This window comes from Jeotgalibacillus haloalkalitolerans (assembly GCF_034427455.1).
In the GTDB taxonomy this organism is placed as follows: domain Bacteria; phylum Bacillota; class Bacilli; order Bacillales; family Jeotgalibacillaceae; genus Jeotgalibacillus; species Jeotgalibacillus haloalkalitolerans.
In genome coordinates this window covers 324,365-346,343 of the sequence record NZ_JAXQNN010000002.1, presented here as the reverse complement: position 1 = coordinate 346,343, position 21,979 = coordinate 324,365, and the positions used below count along the sequence as shown (strand labels likewise).

The 21,979-nt window shown below is 40.0% G+C and carries 31 protein-coding genes; 18 read left to right on the top strand and 13 right to left on the bottom strand.

Annotated elements, in window-relative coordinates:
* Positions 1-50: 50 nt before the first annotated feature.
* Entirely contained in the window at positions 51-185 is a 135-nt protein-coding gene (locus UFB30_RS06630; RefSeq protein ID WP_152614714.1) for a sporulation histidine kinase inhibitor Sda, read from the bottom strand.
* A gap of 187 nt (positions 186-372) precedes the next feature.
* Between UFB30_RS06630 and UFB30_RS06625 the strand changes: the two genes are divergently transcribed.
* The 3 genes from UFB30_RS06625 to UFB30_RS06615 are packed head-to-tail and all read left to right on the top strand — an operon-like array spanning position 373 to position 2,101.
* Positions 373-1,434 (top strand): C45 family peptidase, encoded by a 1,062-nt coding sequence (locus UFB30_RS06625; RefSeq protein WP_322420901.1) that lies wholly within the window; start codon positions 373-375, stop codon positions 1,432-1,434.
* Between the two features lie 57 nt (positions 1,435-1,491).
* A complete protein-coding gene (locus UFB30_RS06620) occupies positions 1,492-1,695 on the top strand; it encodes a DUF6501 family protein (RefSeq protein ID WP_322420900.1) in 204 nt (67 codons plus the stop codon).
* 13 nt (positions 1,696-1,708) lie between these two features.
* Entirely contained in the window at positions 1,709-2,101 is a 393-nt protein-coding gene (locus UFB30_RS06615) for a Rok-like winged helix domain-containing protein (RefSeq protein WP_322420899.1), read from the top strand.
* 11 nt (positions 2,102-2,112) lie between these two features.
* Here the strand turns inward: UFB30_RS06615 and UFB30_RS06610 are convergent, their stop codons facing one another.
* On the bottom strand, positions 2,113-2,898 hold the full coding sequence (locus tag UFB30_RS06610) for an ion transporter (RefSeq protein WP_322420898.1): 786 nt from the start codon (positions 2,896-2,898) through the stop codon (positions 2,113-2,115).
* A gap of 132 nt (positions 2,899-3,030) precedes the next feature.
* Between UFB30_RS06610 and UFB30_RS06605 the strand changes: the two genes are divergently transcribed.
* Both UFB30_RS06605 and UFB30_RS06600 read left to right on the top strand, forming a co-directional pair.
* Positions 3,031-3,903, top strand: a complete 873-nt coding sequence (locus UFB30_RS06605; protein ID WP_322420897.1) for an ATP-binding protein — start codon at positions 3,031-3,033, stop codon at positions 3,901-3,903.
* Positions 3,904-3,912: 9 nt separating this feature from the next.
* Entirely contained in the window at positions 3,913-5,829 is a 1,917-nt protein-coding gene (locus UFB30_RS06600; protein WP_322420896.1) for a vWA domain-containing protein, read from the top strand.
* 264 nt (positions 5,830-6,093) lie between these two features.
* Here the strand turns inward: UFB30_RS06600 and UFB30_RS06595 are convergent, their stop codons facing one another.
* Together UFB30_RS06595 and UFB30_RS06590 are read right to left on the bottom strand one after the other, a co-directional pair.
* The gene (locus tag UFB30_RS06595) at positions 6,094-7,272 is read right to left on the bottom strand and encodes a toxic anion resistance protein (protein ID WP_322420895.1); all 1,179 of its coding nucleotides are present in this window, start codon (positions 7,270-7,272) and stop codon (positions 6,094-6,096) included.
* 15 nt (positions 7,273-7,287) lie between these two features.
* Positions 7,288-7,905 (bottom strand): 5-bromo-4-chloroindolyl phosphate hydrolysis family protein, encoded by a 618-nt coding sequence (locus UFB30_RS06590; RefSeq protein WP_322420894.1) that lies wholly within the window; start codon positions 7,903-7,905, stop codon positions 7,288-7,290.
* Between the two features lie 269 nt (positions 7,906-8,174).
* On the opposite strand from UFB30_RS06590, the gene UFB30_RS06585 reads away from it, so the two are divergent.
* Positions 8,175-8,504: an ArsR/SmtB family transcription factor gene (locus UFB30_RS06585; protein WP_322420893.1), complete on the top strand. Its 330-nt coding sequence runs from the start codon at positions 8,175-8,177 to the stop codon at positions 8,502-8,504.
* An 80-nt stretch (positions 8,505-8,584) separates the two neighbouring features.
* Positions 8,585-8,941, top strand: a complete 357-nt coding sequence (locus UFB30_RS06580) for a DUF1033 family protein (RefSeq protein WP_322420892.1) — start codon at positions 8,585-8,587, stop codon at positions 8,939-8,941.
* 17 nt (positions 8,942-8,958) lie between these two features.
* On the opposite strand, the gene UFB30_RS06575 is transcribed toward UFB30_RS06580, so the two are convergent.
* Positions 8,959-10,080 (bottom strand): AI-2E family transporter, encoded by a 1,122-nt coding sequence (locus UFB30_RS06575; RefSeq protein WP_322420891.1) that lies wholly within the window; start codon positions 10,078-10,080, stop codon positions 8,959-8,961.
* 94 nt (positions 10,081-10,174) lie between these two features.
* Between UFB30_RS06575 and UFB30_RS06570 the strand changes: the two genes are divergently transcribed.
* From UFB30_RS06570 to UFB30_RS06555, 4 genes are all read left to right on the top strand, one after another.
* Positions 10,175-10,453 carry a YkvA family protein gene (locus UFB30_RS06570; RefSeq protein ID WP_322420890.1) on the top strand — a complete coding sequence of 93 codons (279 nt, stop codon included), beginning with the start codon at positions 10,175-10,177 and terminating at the stop codon, positions 10,451-10,453.
* 208 nt (positions 10,454-10,661) lie between these two features.
* Positions 10,662-10,862 (top strand): cold-shock protein, encoded by a 201-nt coding sequence (locus UFB30_RS06565; RefSeq protein WP_039809180.1) that lies wholly within the window; start codon positions 10,662-10,664, stop codon positions 10,860-10,862.
* A 129-nt stretch (positions 10,863-10,991) separates the two neighbouring features.
* Positions 10,992-11,123 (top strand): hypothetical protein, encoded by a 132-nt coding sequence (locus UFB30_RS06560; RefSeq protein WP_322420889.1) that lies wholly within the window; start codon positions 10,992-10,994, stop codon positions 11,121-11,123.
* A gap of 80 nt (positions 11,124-11,203) precedes the next feature.
* Entirely contained in the window at positions 11,204-11,659 is a 456-nt protein-coding gene (locus tag UFB30_RS06555) for a YkvA family protein (protein ID WP_322420888.1), read from the top strand.
* A gap of 30 nt (positions 11,660-11,689) precedes the next feature.
* On the opposite strand, the gene UFB30_RS06550 is transcribed toward UFB30_RS06555, so the two are convergent.
* Positions 11,690-13,294 carry an ABC-F family ATP-binding cassette domain-containing protein gene (locus UFB30_RS06550; RefSeq protein ID WP_322420887.1) on the bottom strand — a complete coding sequence of 535 codons (1,605 nt, stop codon included), beginning with the start codon at positions 13,292-13,294 and terminating at the stop codon, positions 11,690-11,692.
* 165 nt (positions 13,295-13,459) lie between these two features.
* Between UFB30_RS06550 and UFB30_RS06545 the strand changes: the two genes are divergently transcribed.
* The 5 genes from UFB30_RS06545 to UFB30_RS06525 all read left to right on the top strand — a co-directional run bounded on the left by UFB30_RS06545 (position 13,460) and on the right by UFB30_RS06525 (position 16,190).
* Positions 13,460-14,059 carry an alpha/beta hydrolase gene (locus UFB30_RS06545; protein WP_322420886.1) on the top strand — a complete coding sequence of 200 codons (600 nt, stop codon included), beginning with the start codon at positions 13,460-13,462 and terminating at the stop codon, positions 14,057-14,059.
* A gap of 117 nt (positions 14,060-14,176) precedes the next feature.
* Positions 14,177-14,557 (top strand): PadR family transcriptional regulator, encoded by a 381-nt coding sequence (locus UFB30_RS06540; RefSeq protein WP_322420885.1) that lies wholly within the window; start codon positions 14,177-14,179, stop codon positions 14,555-14,557.
* 126 nt (positions 14,558-14,683) lie between these two features.
* Complete coding sequence (locus UFB30_RS06535) at positions 14,684-15,568, top strand: CvfB family protein (RefSeq protein WP_322420884.1); 885 nt, start codon at positions 14,684-14,686, stop codon at positions 15,566-15,568.
* A complete protein-coding gene (locus UFB30_RS06530) occupies positions 15,565-15,984 on the top strand; it encodes a hypothetical protein (protein ID WP_322420883.1) in 420 nt (139 codons plus the stop codon). Before UFB30_RS06535 ends, UFB30_RS06530 begins: the two co-directional genes overlap by 4 nt.
* A 14-nt stretch (positions 15,985-15,998) precedes the next feature.
* A complete protein-coding gene (locus UFB30_RS06525; RefSeq protein WP_322420882.1) occupies positions 15,999-16,190 on the top strand; it encodes a hypothetical protein in 192 nt (63 codons plus the stop codon).
* A gap of 189 nt (positions 16,191-16,379) precedes the next feature.
* On the opposite strand, the gene speD is transcribed toward UFB30_RS06525, so the two are convergent.
* A complete protein-coding gene (gene speD / locus UFB30_RS06520; RefSeq protein ID WP_322420881.1) occupies positions 16,380-17,216 on the bottom strand; it encodes an adenosylmethionine decarboxylase in 837 nt (278 codons plus the stop codon).
* Positions 17,217-17,327: 111 nt separating this feature from the next.
* Entirely contained in the window at positions 17,328-17,957 is a 630-nt protein-coding gene (locus UFB30_RS06515) for a metal-dependent hydrolase (RefSeq protein WP_322420880.1), read from the bottom strand.
* A gap of 168 nt (positions 17,958-18,125) precedes the next feature.
* On the opposite strand from UFB30_RS06515, the gene UFB30_RS06510 reads away from it, so the two are divergent.
* Complete coding sequence (locus UFB30_RS06510; RefSeq protein WP_322420879.1) at positions 18,126-18,281, top strand: lmo0937 family membrane protein; 156 nt, start codon at positions 18,126-18,128, stop codon at positions 18,279-18,281.
* 39 nt (positions 18,282-18,320) lie between these two features.
* Here the strand turns inward: UFB30_RS06510 and UFB30_RS06505 are convergent, their stop codons facing one another.
* On the bottom strand, positions 18,321-19,250 hold the full coding sequence (locus UFB30_RS06505) for an LCP family protein (RefSeq protein WP_322420878.1): 930 nt from the start codon (positions 19,248-19,250) through the stop codon (positions 18,321-18,323).
* 169 nt (positions 19,251-19,419) lie between these two features.
* Here UFB30_RS06505 and msrA point away from each other — a divergent pair, with 169 nt between their 5' ends.
* Positions 19,420-19,944 carry a peptide-methionine (S)-S-oxide reductase MsrA gene (gene msrA, locus UFB30_RS06500; protein ID WP_322420877.1) on the top strand — a complete coding sequence of 175 codons (525 nt, stop codon included), beginning with the start codon at positions 19,420-19,422 and terminating at the stop codon, positions 19,942-19,944.
* A 36-nt stretch (positions 19,945-19,980) separates the two neighbouring features.
* On the opposite strand, the gene UFB30_RS06495 is transcribed toward msrA, so the two are convergent.
* The 4 genes from UFB30_RS06495 to queC are packed head-to-tail and all read right to left on the bottom strand — an operon-like array spanning position 19,981 to position 21,975.
* Positions 19,981-20,145, bottom strand: a complete 165-nt coding sequence (locus tag UFB30_RS06495; protein ID WP_322420876.1) for a hypothetical protein — start codon at positions 20,143-20,145, stop codon at positions 19,981-19,983.
* 5 nt (positions 20,146-20,150) lie between these two features.
* Positions 20,151-20,885, bottom strand: a complete 735-nt coding sequence (gene queE / locus UFB30_RS06490) for a 7-carboxy-7-deazaguanine synthase QueE (protein ID WP_322420875.1) — start codon at positions 20,883-20,885, stop codon at positions 20,151-20,153.
* On the bottom strand, positions 20,885-21,322 hold the full coding sequence (gene queD, locus UFB30_RS06485) for a 6-carboxytetrahydropterin synthase QueD (protein ID WP_322420874.1): 438 nt from the start codon (positions 21,320-21,322) through the stop codon (positions 20,885-20,887). Before queD ends, queE begins: the two co-directional genes overlap by 1 nt.
* A complete protein-coding gene (queC, locus tag UFB30_RS06480) occupies positions 21,319-21,975 on the bottom strand; it encodes a 7-cyano-7-deazaguanine synthase QueC (protein WP_322420873.1) in 657 nt (218 codons plus the stop codon). Before queC ends, queD begins: the two co-directional genes overlap by 4 nt.
* Positions 21,976-21,979: the final 4 nt, after the last annotated feature.

Sequence of the window (21,979 nt, the reverse complement as noted above, 5' to 3'; positions counted from 1 at the left end):
AATTTATTCATAAAAAGAACACGCAGACTGCACTGCGTGTTCTTTCATCATTATTTCCGATGTCTGCCGGCGTGTATACCTCTTTTTTGAATTTCCTTCTTTAAAATCACCTGTGTATCGTGTTCTCCATGTTTCTCAGCATCTCTGTAAGCAGATAACAATTGTTCATTACTTAAGATTTTCAATGGATAGAACCCTCCTTAGTGATTGTGTTAATGGAATATTCTAAACTTTCCATTAACGTCATTATACGATGAACGATATTGATCTTCAACACCTATCCCGGGATGTTATCTAATTGTTATATTTGTGTCTTCAAACTGGAAAGAGCTTTTGTCCTGGTCCATAATGGAGCTAAAAGGATATGGTCGCATGCAACGATTTCATATAGACGTCATTAAGGGAAAGGGATCTTATTTTCAGCTGGGACAGACAGCCGGCAAATTATTCCGTGAAACACCGCTTTATCAGACTCACCTGAAAAGAAGAGCAAAATCAAAAAAATCCTATCATCTTGATATGAATAAAGCTGAGCATCATATCAAGCATTTTGCGCCAGGACTGTGGGATGAACTTCAGGGCTTGAGTACAAAACTGAATTGGGGTTTTGAAGAAGTGGTCCATGAATATTCAGGGTGGCAGCAGGACTGGATCAAATCGGGGTGCTCTGTCTTAATGAAAGACGGATACTTCGCAAGAAATTATGATTACCATCCGAAAACATATGAGGGCAGACTGATGATCTGGCAGCCTGAAACCGGATACGCTTCAATCGGTGTAGCAGGCAGAATGATCGGCCGAATTGATGGAATGAATGAAAAAGGACTATGCGTCGGTTTTCATTTTGTGAACAGAAAAAACCCGGGAGAAGGATTCACCTGCTCGGTTATTGCACGATTCTTACTTGATAGCTGCAGCTCAACGGATGAAGCGGTTGAGATGCTGAAAAAAATTCCGCACCGTCACGCTTTTAACTATACGCTGTATGATGCTTCAGGTAATCGGGCGGTTGTGGAAGCTTCGGCGCTTGGTGTTGCTGTCAGGCAGCAGTCAAATGATTACGCATGCACAAATCACTTTGAAACACCTGAAAAGCTGAATGAAAACCGCTACCAGCTGACAGAATCCAAAACAAGACTTCAATCTATTTTTGACCAGTCAGGACAAGCAGAGACTCCGCTGGAAGCTTTTTATCGTTTCAACGATCCTGCCTATAGGATCTTTAAAAAGAATTATGGAAGCTGGTCCGGAACCATTCATACTGTGGTATATGATCCTATTCACATGAAAGTACTTTTTGGTGCGGGAGAAAATGCAGTGCCGCTTGAAATTAACTTCAAAGACTGGCTCTCCGGTGAAAGATATCCTGTTACAAAAATATTTGGAGAAGTGGATACGAATGAGCAGTTCAGTCATGTGAATAGAAGCTCTTAACAATCAGTCATTTTAGCGATATACTAACGATAGAGATAACAGAAAGGGGTTTGATCCATGATTCATTTAGACTGGGAAAACCGGGAAACAATTAAACAGGTAAAATGCGTACATGACAACGCTGCAAAATATGTTGTAAATAACGTACTGACAGTTGGAAAAACGTATGATGTAAAAAACGAAACGGAAGAATTTATTTTTATTATTGATAACACTGGAAAAGTAGGCGGATTTTATAAAGACTACTTTGAAGAGGCTTAAGGAGAACTGACAGATGTTCGATGAGAGAACAGCGTTAAAAATACGCCTTGAACAAATGGCGGATTCAGAAATAAGAATTCTTCAGGAATTCAGGCAGGAACGCGAAAAAATCATGCAGAGATTGAGAGAACTTGATGAAGGGACTGCTCAGGATCAGGTTCAACCCACTCAATCCAAGCCTGTAAAGCCGATCAACGTCGGGAAGTCCAAAAAAATGCATGCTGCTGCTCTGAAAATCCTTCAGAAAAAACTTGAGCCCGTCAAAGGCACAGATATTCAGACGTTTGTTGAAAAAGAAACCGGCTATAAAGTAGCTAATATCACAACGTTTATGAATACAATCCAGCGCAAGTTTCCTGAAGTCAGAAAGCTGGACAGAGGATTGTATATATATGAAAAAGAGTAAGGGGCTGGCCCTTACTCTTTTTTATTCAGCAGTGCTTTAATTTCTGCAAGCTCTTTTTGAACCTCTGCTAATTTAACTTCTTCAGGAGAAGGTCTGTTTTCTTTATCTGCTTCTTCAACATTATTGACAATGACACCAACAAACAGATTAAAAATCACAAATGTGCCAATTAATACAAACGTGACAAAATACCACCATGATGTTGGATCCTCCTTGAGAATCGGTCTCATGACGCCGCTTGCCCAGGACTCGAGCGTCACGACCTGGAATAAAGTCAATAGTGAACTGTGAAGACTTCCAAAATATTCAGGAGCAATCGCTGAATAGAGCATCGTACCGATTACGCCGTAAATATAAAAGAAAATTCCCAGCAGCAGCAGGATTGTACCCATTGAAGGAATTGTCATTAATAGTGCATTCACCATTTTTCTGAGAGAGGGAATGACTGAGATGGTTCTGAGTACACGCAGAACTCTTAAGATACGCAGGACAGTCACATAATGCCCGCCCGTGATCAGATGTCCACTTAATACAATAACAAAGTCAAATACATTCCATGGCTGTTTAAAGAATTGTTTTATTGAAGGTGCTGCGACCAGCCTGATAAGAATCTCAATGGTGAACAGCCATAGCAGAATTCTGTCAGCTCCAATAAATAAATCACTATAGTTGCTGTATATAGAGGGATAGGTCTCAAGACCAATCAGAACTGCGTTTAGCAGTATTAACCCGATAATCACCGCGTTAAACGTCCGGTGCTCAGCAATCAGGGCGAGCTGAGATTTTAATCTATTCATCTATGTATAACTCCTTTCACTCCAGTCTCCATTTTACCCATTATCAGATGCACTGTCTAACCACATGAGTTGATCATTTAACTGAAAGAACGGTACAATGAATCATTGACGTTATTGTAAAGGATGATTGTAATGGAATTAAGTAAACTACCGGAAAATATTAGACAATTAATTGAACAAAGTTCCAAAGGGGATGCGGATTCACAGGGAAGAATCGGCTCAGGAGGCTATACAGCAGATGATCCTTCAGTTTTTCATGATGTAATGATCGGGTTGTCCCTGCAGAAAAATATACTGCTGAAAGGACCAACCGGTTCAGGAAAAACTAAGCTTGCAGAAAGTGTGAGCTATACGTTTAATCAGCCTATGTACAGCATTAATTGTTCTGTAGATCTTGATGCGGAAGCGATGCTTGGATTTAAAACGATTGAACAGGTCGATGGCAAGTCTGCTATTACATTTGTTGAAGGACCAGTCATTCAGGCAATGAAAAAAGGACATATTCTTTATATCGATGAAATTAATATGGCTAAACCTGAAACCCTGCCAATTTTAAACGGTGTACTCGACTATCGCCGGACAATTACAAATCCTTTCACAAATGAAGTGATCACTGCAGCGGAAGGTTTTAAAGTGGTTGCGGCAATCAATGAAGGATATATCGGGACAGTTCCTTTAAATGAAGCGCTTAAAAACAGATTTATCGTTGTTGACGTTCCATATATTAAAGGTGATACGCTAAAAACAGTATTGATGGAACAAAGTGCGCTTAAAGACGAGAGAATCATAGATCAATTTGTTGAGCTGTCGGCTGATTTATTTACACAGGTTCAAAACGGGCAGGTGTCTGAAGAGGCAGCTTCAATCAGAGCCCTGCTGGACACTTGTGACCTTTCAATCTATATGCCTCCTAAAAGAGCTATTCAGCGTGGCATAATAGATAAGCTTGAGGACGAACGGGAAAAATCAGCAGTTAAAAATATCGCTGACACAATCTTTGAATGAGGTGATCAGATGCAGCGGTTTATACAATTTAATGATGAGCAGGTCAACTCTTTCAGGCTGATGCAACTGATTGACCTTGCAAAAACACTCACACGTGAGAAAGAGATGACGGTTGAATACAGTCCCATGAATTATATTGATCCCGCACAGCGTACGCTCTTTGTCAGTCACTTCTGGGATCACCGTTCAGAAACTGAAGAGTGGCATGGTCTGATTACAGACGTATTTATACGTGCTGAAGGTGCATATAAACATTCAGACCCTGTGACGATACAAAAATTTATACAGTATACGCATACGCTGGATCACCCTTCATTTGCAAAACAGCTGTTTATGCTGATAGAGGATGCAAGGCTTGAAGAGATGACCAAGATGAAGAGACCAGGAACGAAAAATGCATTTAAAACAAGACGTAAAGTATACGCAAGATATTTTGAATCCCAGTTAAATGTCCATCAGGTAAAAGGCATTACAACTGATGCATTCTTTAATCTGATTTATTTACTGGTCTTTGCTGATTCACCAATTGATGAGTGGCCAGATATCCATACAGACATTAACCGTGCAAAACCATTTATTACACAGCAGATTGAAAAAACGCACGAAACAAAATCGACTTCAGATTCAGTTAAGATCTGTAAAGCTCTATGTGAAGTAGTGGATGAACTGCTGAAAAAAGATATGCTGAATGAGTATTTTCATCTTCCGGAAAAGACGATAAAGAACTGGGCAGACGGCCTTACATTTGAAGATTTGAAAAGAAAAGATGCTTTGATCAATGACGATACTGAAAAGGAAAAGCCAAGTGGAAATGAAGAAGTTGAAGATGAAGAATTTAAAGCATGGCATAGAGAGTCGGAAGAAAAAGGCGAATCATTTCTGCAGTTCGAATTAGAATCAGGGACCAAAACCTCCATTGATACGGAAGCAGCAAGGGAAGGTGATGACCAGGAGCAGGCGCTTGCAAGTGTTCAGGGGAGTTCACAGAAGTCACAGCGTCAGGATTTTGACCAGAAGGATGTCGACCGTAAGTCAGAGGATGACACAGCAGCCGGCAGTTCAAAATATGGTAAGGAGAACGAACACGCCTTTCCTGTTTTTGAATTTCCTGAACCGGTTAAGAATGCTGAAAGAACCCTTTATCTTGAGTACAAAAAAGAAATTTCACTTTATCAGAAAAAGCTTAAACAGGTAATAGAAAAGACACTTGACCATAAAAAGACAAGCCCACGAACACATCTTGTAAAAGGCAGACTCAGTAAAAATCTGCTGCCTTATTTTACAGATGAAAAACCAAGGGTCTTTTATAAGAAAGATGAGGAGTCCCCAAAAATTGATGCTGCTTTTGAGTTGTTGCTTGATTGTTCGGCATCTATGTATGACAAGATGGATGAAACTAAAAAAGGGCTCGTTTTATTTCATGAAGCGCTAAAGTCAGTACAGGTTCCGCATGAAATCACCGGTTTTTGGGAGAATACACCGAAAGCGGGACAAAAAGGTCAGCCGAATCATTTTAAAACGGTGATCTCTTTTAATGACAGTCTGTATCAGCAGGATGGGGCTGCCATTATGCAGCTTGAGCCGGAAGAGGATAACCGTGATGGCTATGCAATCAGACATATGATAGAAAGGCTTGAAAAAAGAACAGAAAAACAAAAGTTTCTGCTCGTGTTTTCAGACGGGGAGCCAGCTGCAGCAGACTATGAGCAAAATGGTATTGTGGATACACATGATGCAGTGCTTGCAGCGAGAAAACGTGGAATTGAAGTAATGAACGTCTTTTTATCAACCACGGAAATTCCGGAAAGCCAAAAGGAAGTCATCCAGAATATATACGGCCGCTTCAGTCTGTTTGTCCAGGATATAGATGAACTGCCTGATGTACTGTTCCCGTTATTGAAAAGACTTCTGTATAAAAGTATGTGAGACTGAGGAATAATTCATCCCCGGGACGGAGTTAAAATCATGCTGTGTGTCCGTTTCTTAACGTCTTTTTTTGACTACACTAAGAGTATCAGAAAAAGAGGAGATGAACACAGATGAATACAAACCATTTAGCACGTCTAGAAGAATACAGCCGTCACAATGAAAAGGTGAACAGAAATCAATGGAAAAATGCAAAACGCAAAACAACTGACTGGCTGAGGAAAATGTAAAACCGCTGTGTATAACTGACACAGCGGTTTTTTATTATGATCTTTTATTTTTTAATTGCAGCAGCTGCTGTTTTAACTCAGCTTCCATTGCCTGAATTTCTCCTTCAGCCTGTCTCCGTTTCTGACGGCCTTCTTCCTGAATACGAAGCGTTTCCTCCAGGGTGGATACCAGGTTGGACTGCGTCGTTTTCAGGGTTTCGATATCTACAATGCCTCTTTCATTTTCCTTTGCCGTTTCAATACTGTTTACCTTTAACATCTCAGAGTTTTTCAGCAATAATTCGTTTGTGGTTTTAGTAACCTGCTTCTGGGCTTCAACTGCGCGCTGCTGCCTGAACAATGTGAGTGCAATTGCAATCTGGTTCTTCCACAATGGGATAGCAGTCAGGATAGACGCCTGAATTTTTTCAGCCAGTGCCTGGTTTATATTCTGAATCATTCTGATCTGCGGGGCACTTTGTATAGTGATTTGTCTGCTGAGCTGAAGATCATGTATACGCTTATCGAGTCTGTCCAGAAATTGCATCATATCATTGACTTCCTGGTACGCCATCTGATCACTGCTTTTTTCTGCTTTCGTGCGAAGAGCGGGAATCACATTATGCTCAAGGTCTTCACGTTTCAGTTCTGCAGCAGCGATATAAATATTCAGCGCCTGAAAATATTCTTTGTTTTCGTTATAAAGCTGGTCGAGCATCTGAATATCATCAAGCAGGGACTTTTTTGAATGGTCGAGTCTTACGCTGATTCTGTCTACCTGTGCACCAACCTTTTGGTACTTGGACAAAATTTCATTTACAGATCTGTTTACCCGGTTGAACAATTTTGAGATCACATTTTTCTTCTGATCAGAAAGCTCATCAGGATCAATCTGTTCAAGCCTGTTCATCAATTCTTTTAATATGTCACCAATCGGACCGACATCTTTTCTCTGAACATGATCAAGCATCGCATGAGAGAAATTAGAAAGCTTGGACTGAGCTGCTGTTCCATATTGGAGAATCGACTGATGATCAGCTGGATCAATCTGCTTAGACAGGGCTTCTGCCTGTTTCCGGTCTTCTTCCGGTAAGACATCCGCTAACCTTTTAGGCGCGGCTTGTCCTGTGTGAGTATCTGCAGTCGTAATTTCATTATCACCAAATGGGTTTGCAAGCAGATCATCCAATTTAGATGATCGTTCTTCTACTTTGACCTGTTGTTTTTCTTCCATCAATACAACCTCCCGTTATTTATGCTCTATTGTATTTTTCGCCATATCAAGTTCAATTCGCAGTGTATCAAGATCATTAGACAATACCTTCATCAGGTCCTCTTCAAGCGAACGATTTAACTCGTGAAGCGTCTGTCTTGTATCCTCCAATGAAACCAGTACTTCTTTATTTTTAACAGGCTGAGTAACGAGCATAGTATATTTCTCCGTTAACTCGACCGCGCTGTCCAGATGGTAAAAAAAGAATCGTTCAGATGTATAAAAGCGTTTAGGGTCTTTTTTCACAATGCTGAATATTCTTCTTGAGAACTTAATCATATCATTTAACTGTCTCATTGCTGAAATTGAGCGGATCTGGAACTGTTTTCCCTGCAGCCGGGATATTTTTTTCTGTGCTTCTTTTAAGTTTGACTGTATATATTCATATTCTCTTTTTGTTAAACCATACGATTTTAAAAGGGAGCGTTTCTGAAACCACTTAATCGTATAAAATGGCACAATCCCGCCAATCAGAGCTGCCGCCAATGAAGGCCAGAATGACACATTCATCAGAAAGATGGCACTGATCCAGGTAATGCTTGCAATAGGCAGTGAAATTCCAAGACGGGTCACAAAATTTAATATTTGCTTCATATCCATCTTCTCCTTATCAGGACTTATAGTATCTTATACGGTTATAACCGGCTATAAGTTTCAATTTTTCCTTATGTATATTGTCTATCATTCAGGAAAAGGAAGCAAGCAATGCAATTTTTGTATTCTCAAATAGACTTAAAGACTATTAAAAACGAAAATAATTCCATGAAGAGTAGTTTTTTTAATTATTTGAGGGTATAATATAATTCGAACGTACTATATATATGAGCCATTTGGTTTATTTTTTTGGAAGCGAGGGGCAGATGATGAGTCAAGAATTTGATTACTCACATGAGTTAGCTGATATTTACCGTTTGTTCGGAGATCGGACAAGGTTAATCATGGCCAAGAAAATGGCTGAGGAAGAGTGGACTGTTTCAGAATTTGTTCAGTTTTTTGGCATTAGCCAGCCGCTTGTCAGCCAGCACATAAAAAAACTGAAAACAGCAAAGCTCATTACAGAACAGAGACATGGTAAGAGGATTCTTTACAAGCTGAATCAGGAGGCAGAACATTATCCACTGGTACTGAAGATTATAGATCCTTTAACTGACGAAAAAACTGAAGAGGCAGACATTGAAACTGTTAACGCATAGAGAATGAGCAGATCCGTTTCATTTCTCTTCAAGGTTCAGTACACTTATAAGCAGCACATGAAAGAAAGGCGGTGCTGCTTTTGTGGCGGATCGTACAGCTGAAAAGCGATGCAGAGCCCTGGTGGTTTTTAGAGGGCTGGGAATCTGATATTACTGTTGAATGGACATTTAATACGAAACATGAAGCATTGGAATTTTACAGAGATAAGATGCATGAAAACCTGGCGAGGTATGATCATGCACGTGTAAAAAGGGGAACGCAGGCTGCATTCTGGAATGAGGATGAGTTTTTCTTCTGTGAAGACTGTGATGAAGATTTGCAGGTTTATCACGGATATATCCTGTTTTCACAGGGAGAGCCTTATATTAGAGATAAAATGACAGAAGAAGACAAACAATTTTTTGAAGCGATTTTCTCACAAAAAAAAGAGGCCTGATCCAGGGCCTCTTTTTTCTATACCATTTTACTTTTTTTCATGCGTTTATCATCATAACGCTTTCTGATTGTAATAAATCGATAGGCATTTACCACGATTGCTTTACCAACAGCATAAGTCGGAACCGCCATGATAAGTCCTAAAAGACCGCCGAAACTTCCAGCGACAAGCAGTAAGAAGATAATTGTCAGCGGGTGCACCTGAAGCTTTTTTCCCATGACCTGCGGAGAGATCAGGTTACTTTCAATCTGCTGAGCCGCGATCACAACCAGAATGACAAACAGTGCTGTAAGTGGGGAATCAATAAACCCGACAATGACTGCAGGTATCGTCCCGATAAAGGGTCCCACAAACGGTATAACATTTGTAAGCATTGCCACCAAAGCAAGTACAATCGTGTATTCGAGGCCAATAATCAAATAACCGATATAAAGTAAAACCCCTACACAAAAGCTGACGATCAGCTGACCCTGGATGTATGAACTTAAAGCAACATCCATATCCTGCAGTACTTTTCTTCCTTCAGGACGGAACTCTTCAGGCGTAAAGCGCAGAAACTGTTCAGGAAGTTTCTGACCGTCTTTTAACATGTAAAACAATACAAAAGGAATCGTCACAAGTACAATTGCAATATTCGTGATGACACCGATAATAGACATGAGGTTCGACCCTATAGCGTCAAGAGAACCCTGCAGCGTACTTGCTACCCGGTCAGTAATATCCTGGATCGAAAAATCCTGCTGTTCCTGAATGCTCTTAAACCAGTCTGATTGCACCAGGTTCATAGCCATTGCAGATAACTCATTAAATATTGAAGGGATATTATCTACCAGAGAGTTAAATTGTCTTGACAGGGGAGGTCCAATTAAAAAGAACAACCCAACAATTAATCCGATACCGGCAAGATAGATCAGTAAAATCGAAATGCCTCTAGGTAAGTATTTTGCAGCAAAATTGACAATCGGTCTTAAAAGATAGTAAAGTACACCTGCGATTGCAATTGGCGCAAACAGGGTTGTGACGATAATCACAATTGGAGTGAAGATAAACTCCACTAAGGACAGTAAGTAAATAATAATTAAAATGGTAATCAAGCCAAAACCAAAACGAAACCATTTTGACTTTGCTAACTCACTCAATACGTTTCCCTCCATCTATATGTATAATTGACATAATCATACCTTACCCAGATGGTTTATGCTAACAATATATTCAAGCGGAAGGATCGATCTAATGAAAATGCTAAAAAGAATCCAGTTTATTTTTCATTTCAGAAAGTCACTGCCATTTATTAAAGACTTTTTCGTTTCATCTTCAGTCCATCCTGTTAAAAAGCTTCTGACAGGTGGATTAATCATCGCCTATGCAGTGATGCCGGCAGATATTATCCCGGATTATCTGTTTTTAGTCGGTATAACGGATGATATCGCATTTACAACGTTTATGCTGCAGCTTGCTGTAAAGATGGCACCGCCGGACCTTGCAGAAAAGCATCAATTACGCATTAAATAATTTTAACAAATTTTTGATTAATTGATTTGACATTCGCTTTAAACGCTGTATAATGAGGGTAACAAGTCAATAAGCAATGATACCTGCATGACAAGATTCACATATTACAAAGAGTGATCGGAAAGCACGGTACTTTTTGTAATATGTGAATTTTTCTATTTACGGTAAGTTTGCATATTGTCAATTTATTTTTTGGAGGTTTTTCATTATGAAAACTGGTACAGTAAAATGGTTTAACGCAGAAAAAGGTTTCGGATTCATCGAAGTTGAAGGAGAAAACGACGTATTCGTACACTTCTCAGCTATCACAGGCGAAGGCTTCAAGTCTCTTGACGAAGGCCAGCAGGTAGAATTCGAAGTGGTTGAAGGTAACCGTGGACCACAAGCAGCTAACGTTGTAAAACTGTAATTGTTGATATAAAAACCGTTCTCTTAACAGAGAGCGGTTTTTTTAATTCAATATATTTCCCCTGTGTTCTATGACCACCCATACCCCGGGGCAGTCACCCGCATATGCTGTCTACAAGGAGGGGTTAAGATGAAAGAAAAAGAACCTGTTAAATCCTCAAAGCCGCACCCGTTTGATGCATTCTGGGAGTTCCAGAAGAAAAAAGCTGAACGGAATGAAAAGGTCAAAGAAAACAAGCATACCAAACCTTATTGGTGGTAATTTACATGCCGGCTGTCTTATGATAAAGACAGTTCCGGTATACATAATCCCGGGCTGCCATTCAGAAGGAGGGAGCCGCAATGGAAGAACACACACGTGAAGAACAGGAGAATTTCTACTTTCGTTTGAGAAGTAAAATTGATGAATTTTTAAAAGATAAGACCGGTAAAAACCACAAATATGCGAAATACCTGTTGTTTGCACCTGATATTTTTTATCTGCTGGTCCAGGTGGTCAGGGATAAAAGAGTATCCGGTAAGGACAGGGCGATGGTTGCAGGGGCAATCAGTTATTTTATTTTGCCATTTGACCTGATTCCTGAAGGACTAGTCGGACCAGGAGGATACATAGATGACCTGGTAGTCGCGTCATTTGTTCTGCAAACAATAGTGAATAACCTTTCTCCAGACATTATTAGAGATCACTGGGCCGGGGATGAAGATGGCCTTAAAGTGATTAACAAAATTGCAGGGTTATCGGATAAGGTGTTAAAAAAGGGGACACTGCCGGCTCTGTTAAAGAAATTTCAAAAATAAAAAACCTGCCGGAGATCCGGCAGGTTTTTTTTAATTGGATACTCGTTCTTTATTCCACTCAAGAAACTCATCATACGTAAGCTGCTTGTCAGTAATCTGACCATCTGTGATATCGATGATACGGTTTGCAATCGTCTGTACAAACTGATGGTCATGTGAAGTAAAGATCATCGCACCTTTATAGTTAATCAACCCATTATTGAGTGCTGTGATTGATTCAAGATCAAGGTGATTTGTCGGCTCATCCAGCAGCAGTACATTTGCTTTTTTCAGCATCATGCGTGACAGCATGCAGCGTACTTTTTCTCCTCCTGATAAGACAGAAGGTTTCTTTCTTACTTCTTCACCGGAGAATAACATTCTGCCAAGGAAGCCTCTCAGGAACGTTTCACTCTCATCTTCAGGACTGTATTGTCTCAGCCAGTCAACAAGATCTGATTCCTGACCTTCAAAGTAAGAAGAGTTATCATGCGGGAAATATGACTGTGAAGTAGTTACGCCCCATTTAAAGCTTCCGCTATCCGGCTCAACTTCACCCATCAGGATGCGCATTAATGTAGTTTTCGCAATTTCATCTGTACCTGCAAGTGCAATCTTGTCATCTTTATTCATTGTAAAGCTGACGTTATCAAGCACTTTTACTCCATCAATGGTTTTAGACAGATCTTTAACCTGAAGCACGTCATTACCAATCTCACGTTCCATTTCGAATTGTACGAAAGGATATTTACGTGAAGATGGCTTAATGTCATCAAGTGTGATTTTATCAAGAAGCTTCTTACGGGAAGTAGCCTGCTTTGATTTAGAGGCATTAGCACTAAAGCGCGCTACGAATGCCTGAAGCTCTTTAATTTTCTCTTCTTTCTTACGGTTCTGGTCTGAAACCAGTCTTTGAGCAAGCTGACTTGATTCGTACCAGAAATCATAGTTACCCATATAGATCTGAATCTTGCTGAAATCAAGATCAGCAATATGCGTACATACAGTGTTCAGGAAGTGACGGTCATGGGATACAACGATCACTGTGTTTTCAAAGTTAATCAGGAAGTCTTCTAGCCATTGGATTGCCTGGATATCAAGACCGTTTGTCGGCTCATCCAGCAGCAGAACATCCGGTTTACCGAAAAGAGCCTGTGCAAGCAACACTTTTACCTTTTCAGATCCAGTCAGTTCAGCCATTTTTTTGTTGAAATGCTCTTCGCTGATACCAAGCCCCTGAAGAAGGATAGCAGCATCTGATTCAGCTTCCCAGCCGTTCATCTCACCAAACTCACCTTCAAGCTCAGCAGCTTTAATCCCGTCTTCATCAGAAAAATCTTCCTTCATATAAATCGCGTTTTTCTCCTGCATTACCTCATACAGGCGGGTATGTCCCATTAACACGACATTAATCACTTCTTCTTCTTCAAATTCAAAGTGATTCTGCTTTAAAATTGCCAGACGTTCATTAGGTCCCATTGAAACATGACCGGTCTGCGCTTCGATTTCTCCGGATAAAATCTTTAAGAAAGTAGATTTACCCGCACCATTCGCACCAATCAGACCATAACAGTTACCCGGGTTAAATTTAATATTCACATCTTCAAACAGCTTGCGGTCTCCAAAACGAAGACTGACATCTGATACTTGTATCATTTAATAATCCCTCCAAGAAAACATATCAACACATTATATCACTTCTTCCCCTTCATGGAAATGTAAAAGGGGAATACTTTTGAATCGAGAGTCTTAAGTTTGAAATAAACTTTTATTCTGATATAGAATGAATCATAAGACATAACTGAAAGGCGGAGGTTATTCATGCATCACATTTATCATGAAGGTAAAGAAGGTAAGCCGGTATTATTACTCTTGCACGGTACAGGCGGAACAGAACAGGATCTGCTGCCGATCGCTGATATGATTGATCCTGAAGCAAGTATTCTGAGTGTACGTGGCAATGTAAGTGAAAACGGAATGCCAAGATTCTTTAAACGCTTAAGAGAAGGTGTATTTGATATAGAGGATTTGAAGTTCCGTACAAAAGAACTGAATGAATTTATTAATGATGCAGCTCATAAATATCAGTTTGATCGCAGCAATGTGATTGCCATCGGTTATTCAAACGGTGCGAATATTGCGGGGAGTCTGTTGTTTCACTACAAGGATTCATTAAAAGCTGCGATCCTGCATCATCCAATGGTACCTTTAAGAGATCACGAGCTTCCTGATCTGTCAGGTGTTAACGTATTTATCGGAGCGGGTGAAAATGATCCAATCTGTCCTGCAGGTGAAACAACAGATTTAACAGAGCTGTTGAATCATGCAGGAGCGAGTGTCACGACTAAATGGTACAACAGAGGTCACCAGCTGATTGAAGAAGAAGTAAGTGACGCAAAAAACTGGTATCAGACACTATAGTGAATGGAAAAGCCTGCAAATTTGCAGGCTTTTGCTGTATAATAAAAGCAAACATATGATCGCACCAGGTAAAACTGGCACTTTCATTCAGATTGACTTATAAAGGAGAGGACTTAGATGAGTAAGCATAATCCGAAAAAATTTGCGTTAAATATGAGTGCTTCACAATTCACCAAGTTTTACATACTCCATTTACTCTCAATCAGACATTCAGGCATGATCAGTGAACATTTTAAGGCAGAGTTCAGAAAGATCGGCGGCAACTGGGAACCAGCACCGAGCACTTTGCTTGATGCGCTTCATGATATGGCCGAAGAAGGATTATTGCACAGAAAAGAGGATTATAAGTCACATGAACGAAAAAGACAGAAGGTATACTGGTATACACTCACTGACCAGGGGAAAGATGCATTCGAAGTGATGAAGAAACAATTTCTTCCGTTATTTGAAGAACAGAAGCGGATTATCCAGAATATCCTGAACACGGTTTTTAAGTAGCGCTGTTGCCGGTGTTTTTTCGTTCTTTCTGTTAAAAATATCTTAAGAACGCTATACTTACCTGTAACAGCATCAATTTTTATGATACAGTTAATCAGTTATTTAAGATTTCAGGAGGCATATAAAATGAGTGAACAAACATCTATTGGCGGTACCGTTCAGAAACTGACAGTGGGCAGTAAGACGTCATTTGGTTTTTATCTATTAAGAGGCGATGAAGAAATTCCGATAAACGACTCTGAGATTCATGAAGACATTAATGAAGGAGATACCAGAGAGTTTTTTGTCTATCCAGACAGAAGAGGCAGACTTACAGCATCTACAATGATTCCGGAAATCAGAAAAGGTGTCTACGGATGGGCTAAAGTAATTAAGGTAAATGACCGTGATGGAGCGGCGCTTGATATTGGTATTTCAAGAGAAGTGACTGTACTGCCTGAGGATCTACCGGCAGTCAAGCATGTATGGCCTGAAGCCGGTGATTATTTATATATCACACTGCGTACAGATCTTGCGGGGCAGATGTTCGGAAGACTTGCGACTGAGGAAGTTGTTCAGGTTCTTTCTGAGCGTGCGGATGACGATGTGCATAACAAAGAATTAAAAGGACGTCCATACAGATTACTGAGAGTTGGAACGTTTGTGTTAACAGAAGAAGGCTACCGCTGCTTTATCCATGAAAGTGAGCGTAAAGAGGAGCCGCGCCTCGGGCAGGACATTTCAGTTCGTATCATTGGTGTTAAAGATGACGGAACACTAAACGGATCGTTACTTCCAAGAAAACAGGATAAAATGGACGAGGATTCTGAAGTAATATTTAATTACCTTCTCAGCCGGGGCGGCAGCATGCCATTTGGCGATAAAAGTAACCCTGAAGACATTAAATTGATTTTTAACATGAGTAAAGCATCTTTCAAGCGTGCACTCGGAAGACTTTATAAAGAAAAGAAAATTGTTCAGAAAAACGGTGAAACGCACCTGATTCAGCATAATGGAGCTGATCAATCATGAGAATTGATTTATCCAGACAGGAATACCGCGCACTCATCAGAGCGGTTTACCTGGCAGATATGGTTAAGCATTCAATGAGGGAAGCAGGAGACCACGATCAGGACTTCGTTAACATGGAGCAAAAGCTGTACTCGTATGCTCAGGCGTTTGAAAGCGAAGACCTGATAGAAGAAAATGATCAGGTTTTTATGCCGACTTTGCAAATGGAATCTGAAGACTCGATGCACCTGAGAAATTATGAAAATGCCATTCTTGAAGATCAAATCGCAGCGGTGCTGGCCAGAAATGAATTAGAAAGAGAAATTCAGGCTGGACACGTAACAGCAGACAATGCAATTGAAGGTTTAATTCAACTGGAAGAAAAATACCACCAGCTGATCGCTGAAAAAGGATTATCTGCGCTTACTGTAAAATAAAGGAGTGAATGCGCTTGATGAGAGTACAGCCGGCAATGATTGCATTAAATCTGATATTTGCTGTATTTTTTGGTGTCTGGAGTATAAGAAGATTTCTTGAAGATGATATGGCACTTGGCGTATTTTTAATTTTAATCAGTGCTGTAAATGGTTTTATTGCGATGAGAAGATATAAAATCGCTAAATTACATGAAGATACAAAATAAAAAGTGCGCGGGCACTTTTTATTTTTTTCTGTTTCGTCTCACTATTAGTAGTAAACTTATGATATGAGACAGTATGGCTGTTTTAGACTTAACTTCCTATAATATATATTATGTAAACTAGAAAATAAAAATAATTAAGCGTGTATATTTGCCTTTCCCCTGCACAAAAAATAACCCGTGAATCACGGGTTATTCATTTCTGGACGGATCTCTCGGATGTGCACGCATGTTTTTACCATAAAAAATCTCATCCATTTCGATTTTCAGTTTATCTGTAATCTCTGACGCTTCATCTTCAGTCAGTGAATCTTTTTTATAACCGAATAAATAGTTGTTCAGATCAAAATCCTTCAGTTTACATTTTGTATGGAAAATATTCTCCGGATACACATTCACATCAATCATATCGTAATCTTCTTTAATTGCTGTTGGAATAAAGTTCTGGATTGAATTAATGTCATGATCAATAAACAGCTTATGACCATCCACATCACGCGTAAAACCGCGCACACGGTAGTCCATTGTCATAATATCTGTATCAAATGAATGAATCAGATAGTTCAGTGCTTTCAACGGTGAAATTTCCCCGCAGGTTGATACATCAATATCAGCTCTGAACGTACTGATTCCCTCATGAGGATGATATTCAGGATATGTGTGTACAGTGATATGACTCTTATCCAGGTGCAATGCTGCTGTCGATGGTAATGGCCCTGGTGATTCTTCATAGTTTTCTGTAGGCACTTCAACAATCGGACCTTCAGATACAAGGATCGTTACACTGGCTCCCTGAGGAACATAATCCTGTTTTGCCACATTCAGTACGTGCGCACCAATGATATCAGCTACATGTGTCAAAATCTTCGTGAGTCTGTCAGCATTGTACTGCTCATCAATATAAGCAATATAAGCTTCTCTCTCCTGCTTGGATTTTGTGTAGCAGACATCGTACATATTAAAACTCAAGGATTTCGTTAAATTGTTAAATTCATGCAATTGTATTCTTTTTTCCTGTGATAATTTCATAATCAAACTCCTTTAAACATACGAGTAGTTATTTTCATACCCCCGTCAGACAGTCCTGAAACGATTTATCTCATGGTAGTAGTTTACCACTGCTTTCCACATTTATAAACGTTAAAACTCCCTGCTGTAAAAAGGCAGCAGCCATTTAACTCCTTTTTTATTGAAAGGAAGTGCCTTCATATCAAGCACAAGATGGCTCAGATAGGCCAAGAAACAAACAGCTGTGATCCCTTCAATGTTCAACCTTAGTTCAAGTGTATGGGCGATATACGTAAATACAATAAGCCCCGGAATAGAATGCGTCAGTCCTCTGTGCGGAAGAAATGAACTGACAGTCGTAAATAAACCAAAATAGATCATCCAGTACTCTGTGTAAAACCATCCGACCCCCATAATGGCAAAGCCGGTTAGCATGACCATAAAGCGCTGTTTAATCAAAAATCTGGGCGCGATGATTAATATGACTGCTGCGATCACGCCTCCTGCTTTTATGAGTCCATTTAATGAAACCAAGCTGTATATGCCGATTAATACACCGAGTGCAGACAGTGTATACCAGAGCCATTTCCGGTGTAAAGATATTCTGTTTGAGAGTCTTCCGTTTGTATCAAGGTCCGGCGCAAGGGCGGCTGTACTGCCAAGGAGCATGGCAAGACCTGTCGCAGCCGGTTCCATATCGTAGTATACAGCAATGCTCAAACCGATTGCCGTACCAACCAGTGCATGTGATGCACCTTTCATAATGCTTCATCCTTTTCTATATGTATGGTTAATACCATTATAGCGAACATATGATCGAACATCTACAAAACTGCATATTTCAATAAATTTTTACCGTTATGGATTACCGCATCTTTCTTAGGGTAAATAATGACTGTATATCACTAATATAGAAAGGGGTGACAGCATATGATGAGAATTTTATGGTGGATTATCGTGATTTTAATCGTCGTATGGTTAGTTGGACTGCTGTTAGATATTGCTGGTGGAATTATTCATGTATTAATTATTATTGCAGTCATCTTAATCATCTACAACCTGGTCACAGGCAGGAAGAAGTTATAGATAAAAACGCAGCGCTCAATTTGAGGCGCTGCGTTTTTATTATTTTAGAAATTCTTTGATGGCTTCCTGGTTCACAGCCCAGTCAAGCTCGAGCACTGAACCTGCCCCTTCATAAGTAGGTGTTGAATACGATCCTTCTACCGGAACCGTAAGCCTCTCAACATCTCCTCCACCACTGAATAAGACACTGGTGAACAGACTCAGTTTTGCAGATTCAGATAAACTCGTTTGTAAATATGGCTGAACGGCACCTAACGTTTTCGGTGCCCGTGCAATAGATGAGACGCTGACCGTATGATCTATCAATGCCTCAATAACCTGCTGCTGCCTGTCCACACGGCCAAAATCACCTTCACTGTCAGCTCTGAAACGGGCATAGCCAAGTAGCTCCTGACCGTTCAATTTCTGCTGCCCTTCTTCAAGAGAAACACCGATTTTTTCAGACATTGCTTTTTCTACATTGATATCCACACCATCCGGCGCAATGGTATCAACAGCGGTTTCAAATGCTTTAAAGTCAACAATCATGTAATCATGAATCTCTACATCGAAATTATGATTAATTGTTTTCCTTAATAGCTCCGGACCACCAAGATAATAAGCTGTATTTAACTTATACGGTCCATATTCCGGAATCTCAGCATATATATCTCTCATTAATGATACAAGCTTTATAGTGTCACTTTCAGGGTCCCATTGAGCAATCATCATTGTATCTGACCTGGATTTCTCCTCTCCTCTGCTATCAACACCGATCAGCAGTACATTTCTCTTTCCGCCCTCAGGAGATGAACGCTGAAAGTCCTCTCCCTGGTTCAATTCAGGTGCAGCCCCTTTAGTAGATTGATAGCCAATCCAATATTGGCTGCCGGCATAACCTGCAGTGATCATAATTATCAATATTAATAAAGCAAAAAAAGTTCTGCCTTTTCTCAATTTTTTCTTCCGTCTTTTTACTCTTGTTTCCATAGTTCCTCCTAAGTGAATTCACACTTAATAGATTTGTGATATTCATATAGACGCAATTAAGCATCGTTCGTTACACTTTAAACCCTCTTTTTATAAAAATCAAACCTTTATTCAGGAAAATTTGATAATTGAATGTTAAAATGAATTATTCAAAACTGGAGGTTTTACAATGAAATTAGAAAAAGCGACATTTGCAGGCGGCTGTTTCTGGTGCATGGTTAAGCCATTTGATCAATACGATGGCATTGAACAGGTTGTATCAGGATATACAGGCGGACATGTAAAAAACCCATCATATGAAGATGTTAAATCCGGCGAATCAGGTCACCGTGAAGCAGTTGAAATTACATTCAATCCTGACGTATTCCCTTATGATCAGCTGCTTGAAATCTATTGGCAGCAGGTGGATCCGACAGATAATGAAGGTCAGTTCCAGGATCGCGGACCTTCTTACAGAGCAACAATTTTTTATCATAACAATGAGCAGAAGGAAAAAGCAGAGCAATCAAAACAGAAGCTTGCAGCATCCGGACGCTTTAAAAAGCCTGTCATAACACCTATTGAACCAGCGGACGCATTTTATCCTGCAGAAGATTATCATCAGGATTTTTATAAAAAAGACCCTGAAGCTTATCAGAAAGACAGAGCACAGTCAGGCAGAGACGAGTTTATTGAAGCTCACTGGGAAAAATAAAAAAAGTGAAGGCCGGAAAATCGGCCTTCACTTTTTTTATATAACGCTGAATAAGATCGCATCAAATATGAGCCATGCCCCTGTGATCATTCCTGCAAGAGCAAAAAATAAAATGACTACATTGCGATTTACATGATCTTTTTTCATCTGATAGAAAAACAATAGACTGCATATGACGATTAATACTCCACCACTGATCAAGATCCCTACACTCCTCTTTTATTACCCCAGACATAAGTGTGAAGCTGCGGCAGTACACGGACCTGATTCAGCTTATTGTTTTCCATTACCTGATCAATCAGCCATTCATAGCGTGAAATCAGATCCGGAATTAATTGCTCATCTTTTTCTTCGTTTACCTGATCATTTCCTACCTGAAGATAAAATGGCACGCCTGGATAACGCTGATGAAGGTCCTCTGCAAATGACAGATCCAGAAGGTCGAATATAACGACTTTTATAGAGAAATCGTTGCTGCCATCATTTAATTTATGAACTATGTCATCAAGAATCCCCATATTCGGCTTCATGCCTGAGCTGGGTGGTTTAGGAGAGAGTGTAAGATCATCAATTTCCATAAACCAGTCCTGCCAGATACTCCCCTGTGTTTCAAGCGCTACTTTAATGCCTTTATTATGAAGAAGGTCAACAAGTTCAGACAGACTTTTAAGTAAGGCAGGATTCCCGCCTGAAATGGTGACGTGATTAAACAGATCTTTGCCGGTTGTAATGAGTTCTTCGTAAATTTCTTCAGCTGTCATCCGTTTAATCTCATCTTTCGCACTGCCATCCCAGGTGAAGGCAGAATCGCACCAGGAGCAGCTGTAATCACAGCCGGCAGTTCTCACAAACATTGTTTTCTGACCGATTACCATGCCTTCCCCCTGAACAGTCGGTCCGAATATTTCAAGCACAGGGAACTTTTTCTTTGATTTTTCCATTACTTGTTCCCTTCTTTCTTCGGACGGTAAACCACATAGCTTGTTGGCGTTTCACGCAGGAATACCTGCAGGCAGGCTGGCTTATTCTCAGTCTGCTTCAGATGTTCTTCGATGATTTCCCAAATTGATCTTGCAACGACTTCAGTTGTAGGGAAACAGTCAGAATCAGTTTCAGAAAAAATCTGATCGTCATTTAACAATGTATGATCAAAACGATCATGCACCAATTGTTTAATTTTTTTAAAATTAATCAAAAACCCTGCATCATCCAATTCGTCACCTGCAACTGTAATATTAACGTAGTAGGTATGACCATGAACAAATCGGCACTTACCAGCATCCTCAGAAGGAATGGCGTGAGCGGCAGAGAAATGAAAATCTTTATTTAATTCATATGAATATCCGTGTAAAGGAGCGGGATAGATCTGCTGCATCATCTGATCTCCTCCTTTTCAGCTAAATATTCATTCATCCCTTTGAGACGTAATTTGCATGAAGGGCATTCCCCGCACCCATCACCTTTTATACCGTTATAACAAGTAATCGTCTGATTTCTTACATAATCAAAACGATCTAATTGATCGGCAAGCTCCCATGTTTCTTTCTTATCTAGCCACATTAATGGCGTATGGAATACAAAATCTTTATCCATTGACAAGTTCACTGAGACATTCAGTGACTTCACAAATGCATCACGGCAATCAGGGTATCCACTGAAATCAGTTTCACAGACACCGGTAACAATATGCTTTGCGCCTGTCTGGTGGGCAAGAACCGAAGCAAATGACAGAAACATCAGGTTTCTTCCCGGTACAAATGTAGAAGGAAGTTCACCTTCTTTTTCAGTAATTTCTTCATCCCTTGTTAAAGCTGATGGTGCAAGCTGATTAAGCAGACTCATATCGAGAATATGGTGCTTAACATCTAAGTCCTTTGCAATCTCTTTTGCCGCCTCGATTTCAGAAGCATGCCTCTGACCGTATGCAAAAGTGACTGCCTCAACAGAATCAAATTTTTTAAGTGCCCAGAATAAGCATGTCGTACTATCCTGTCCACCACTGAAAACAACGATCGCCTTATTTTTATCCATAAAA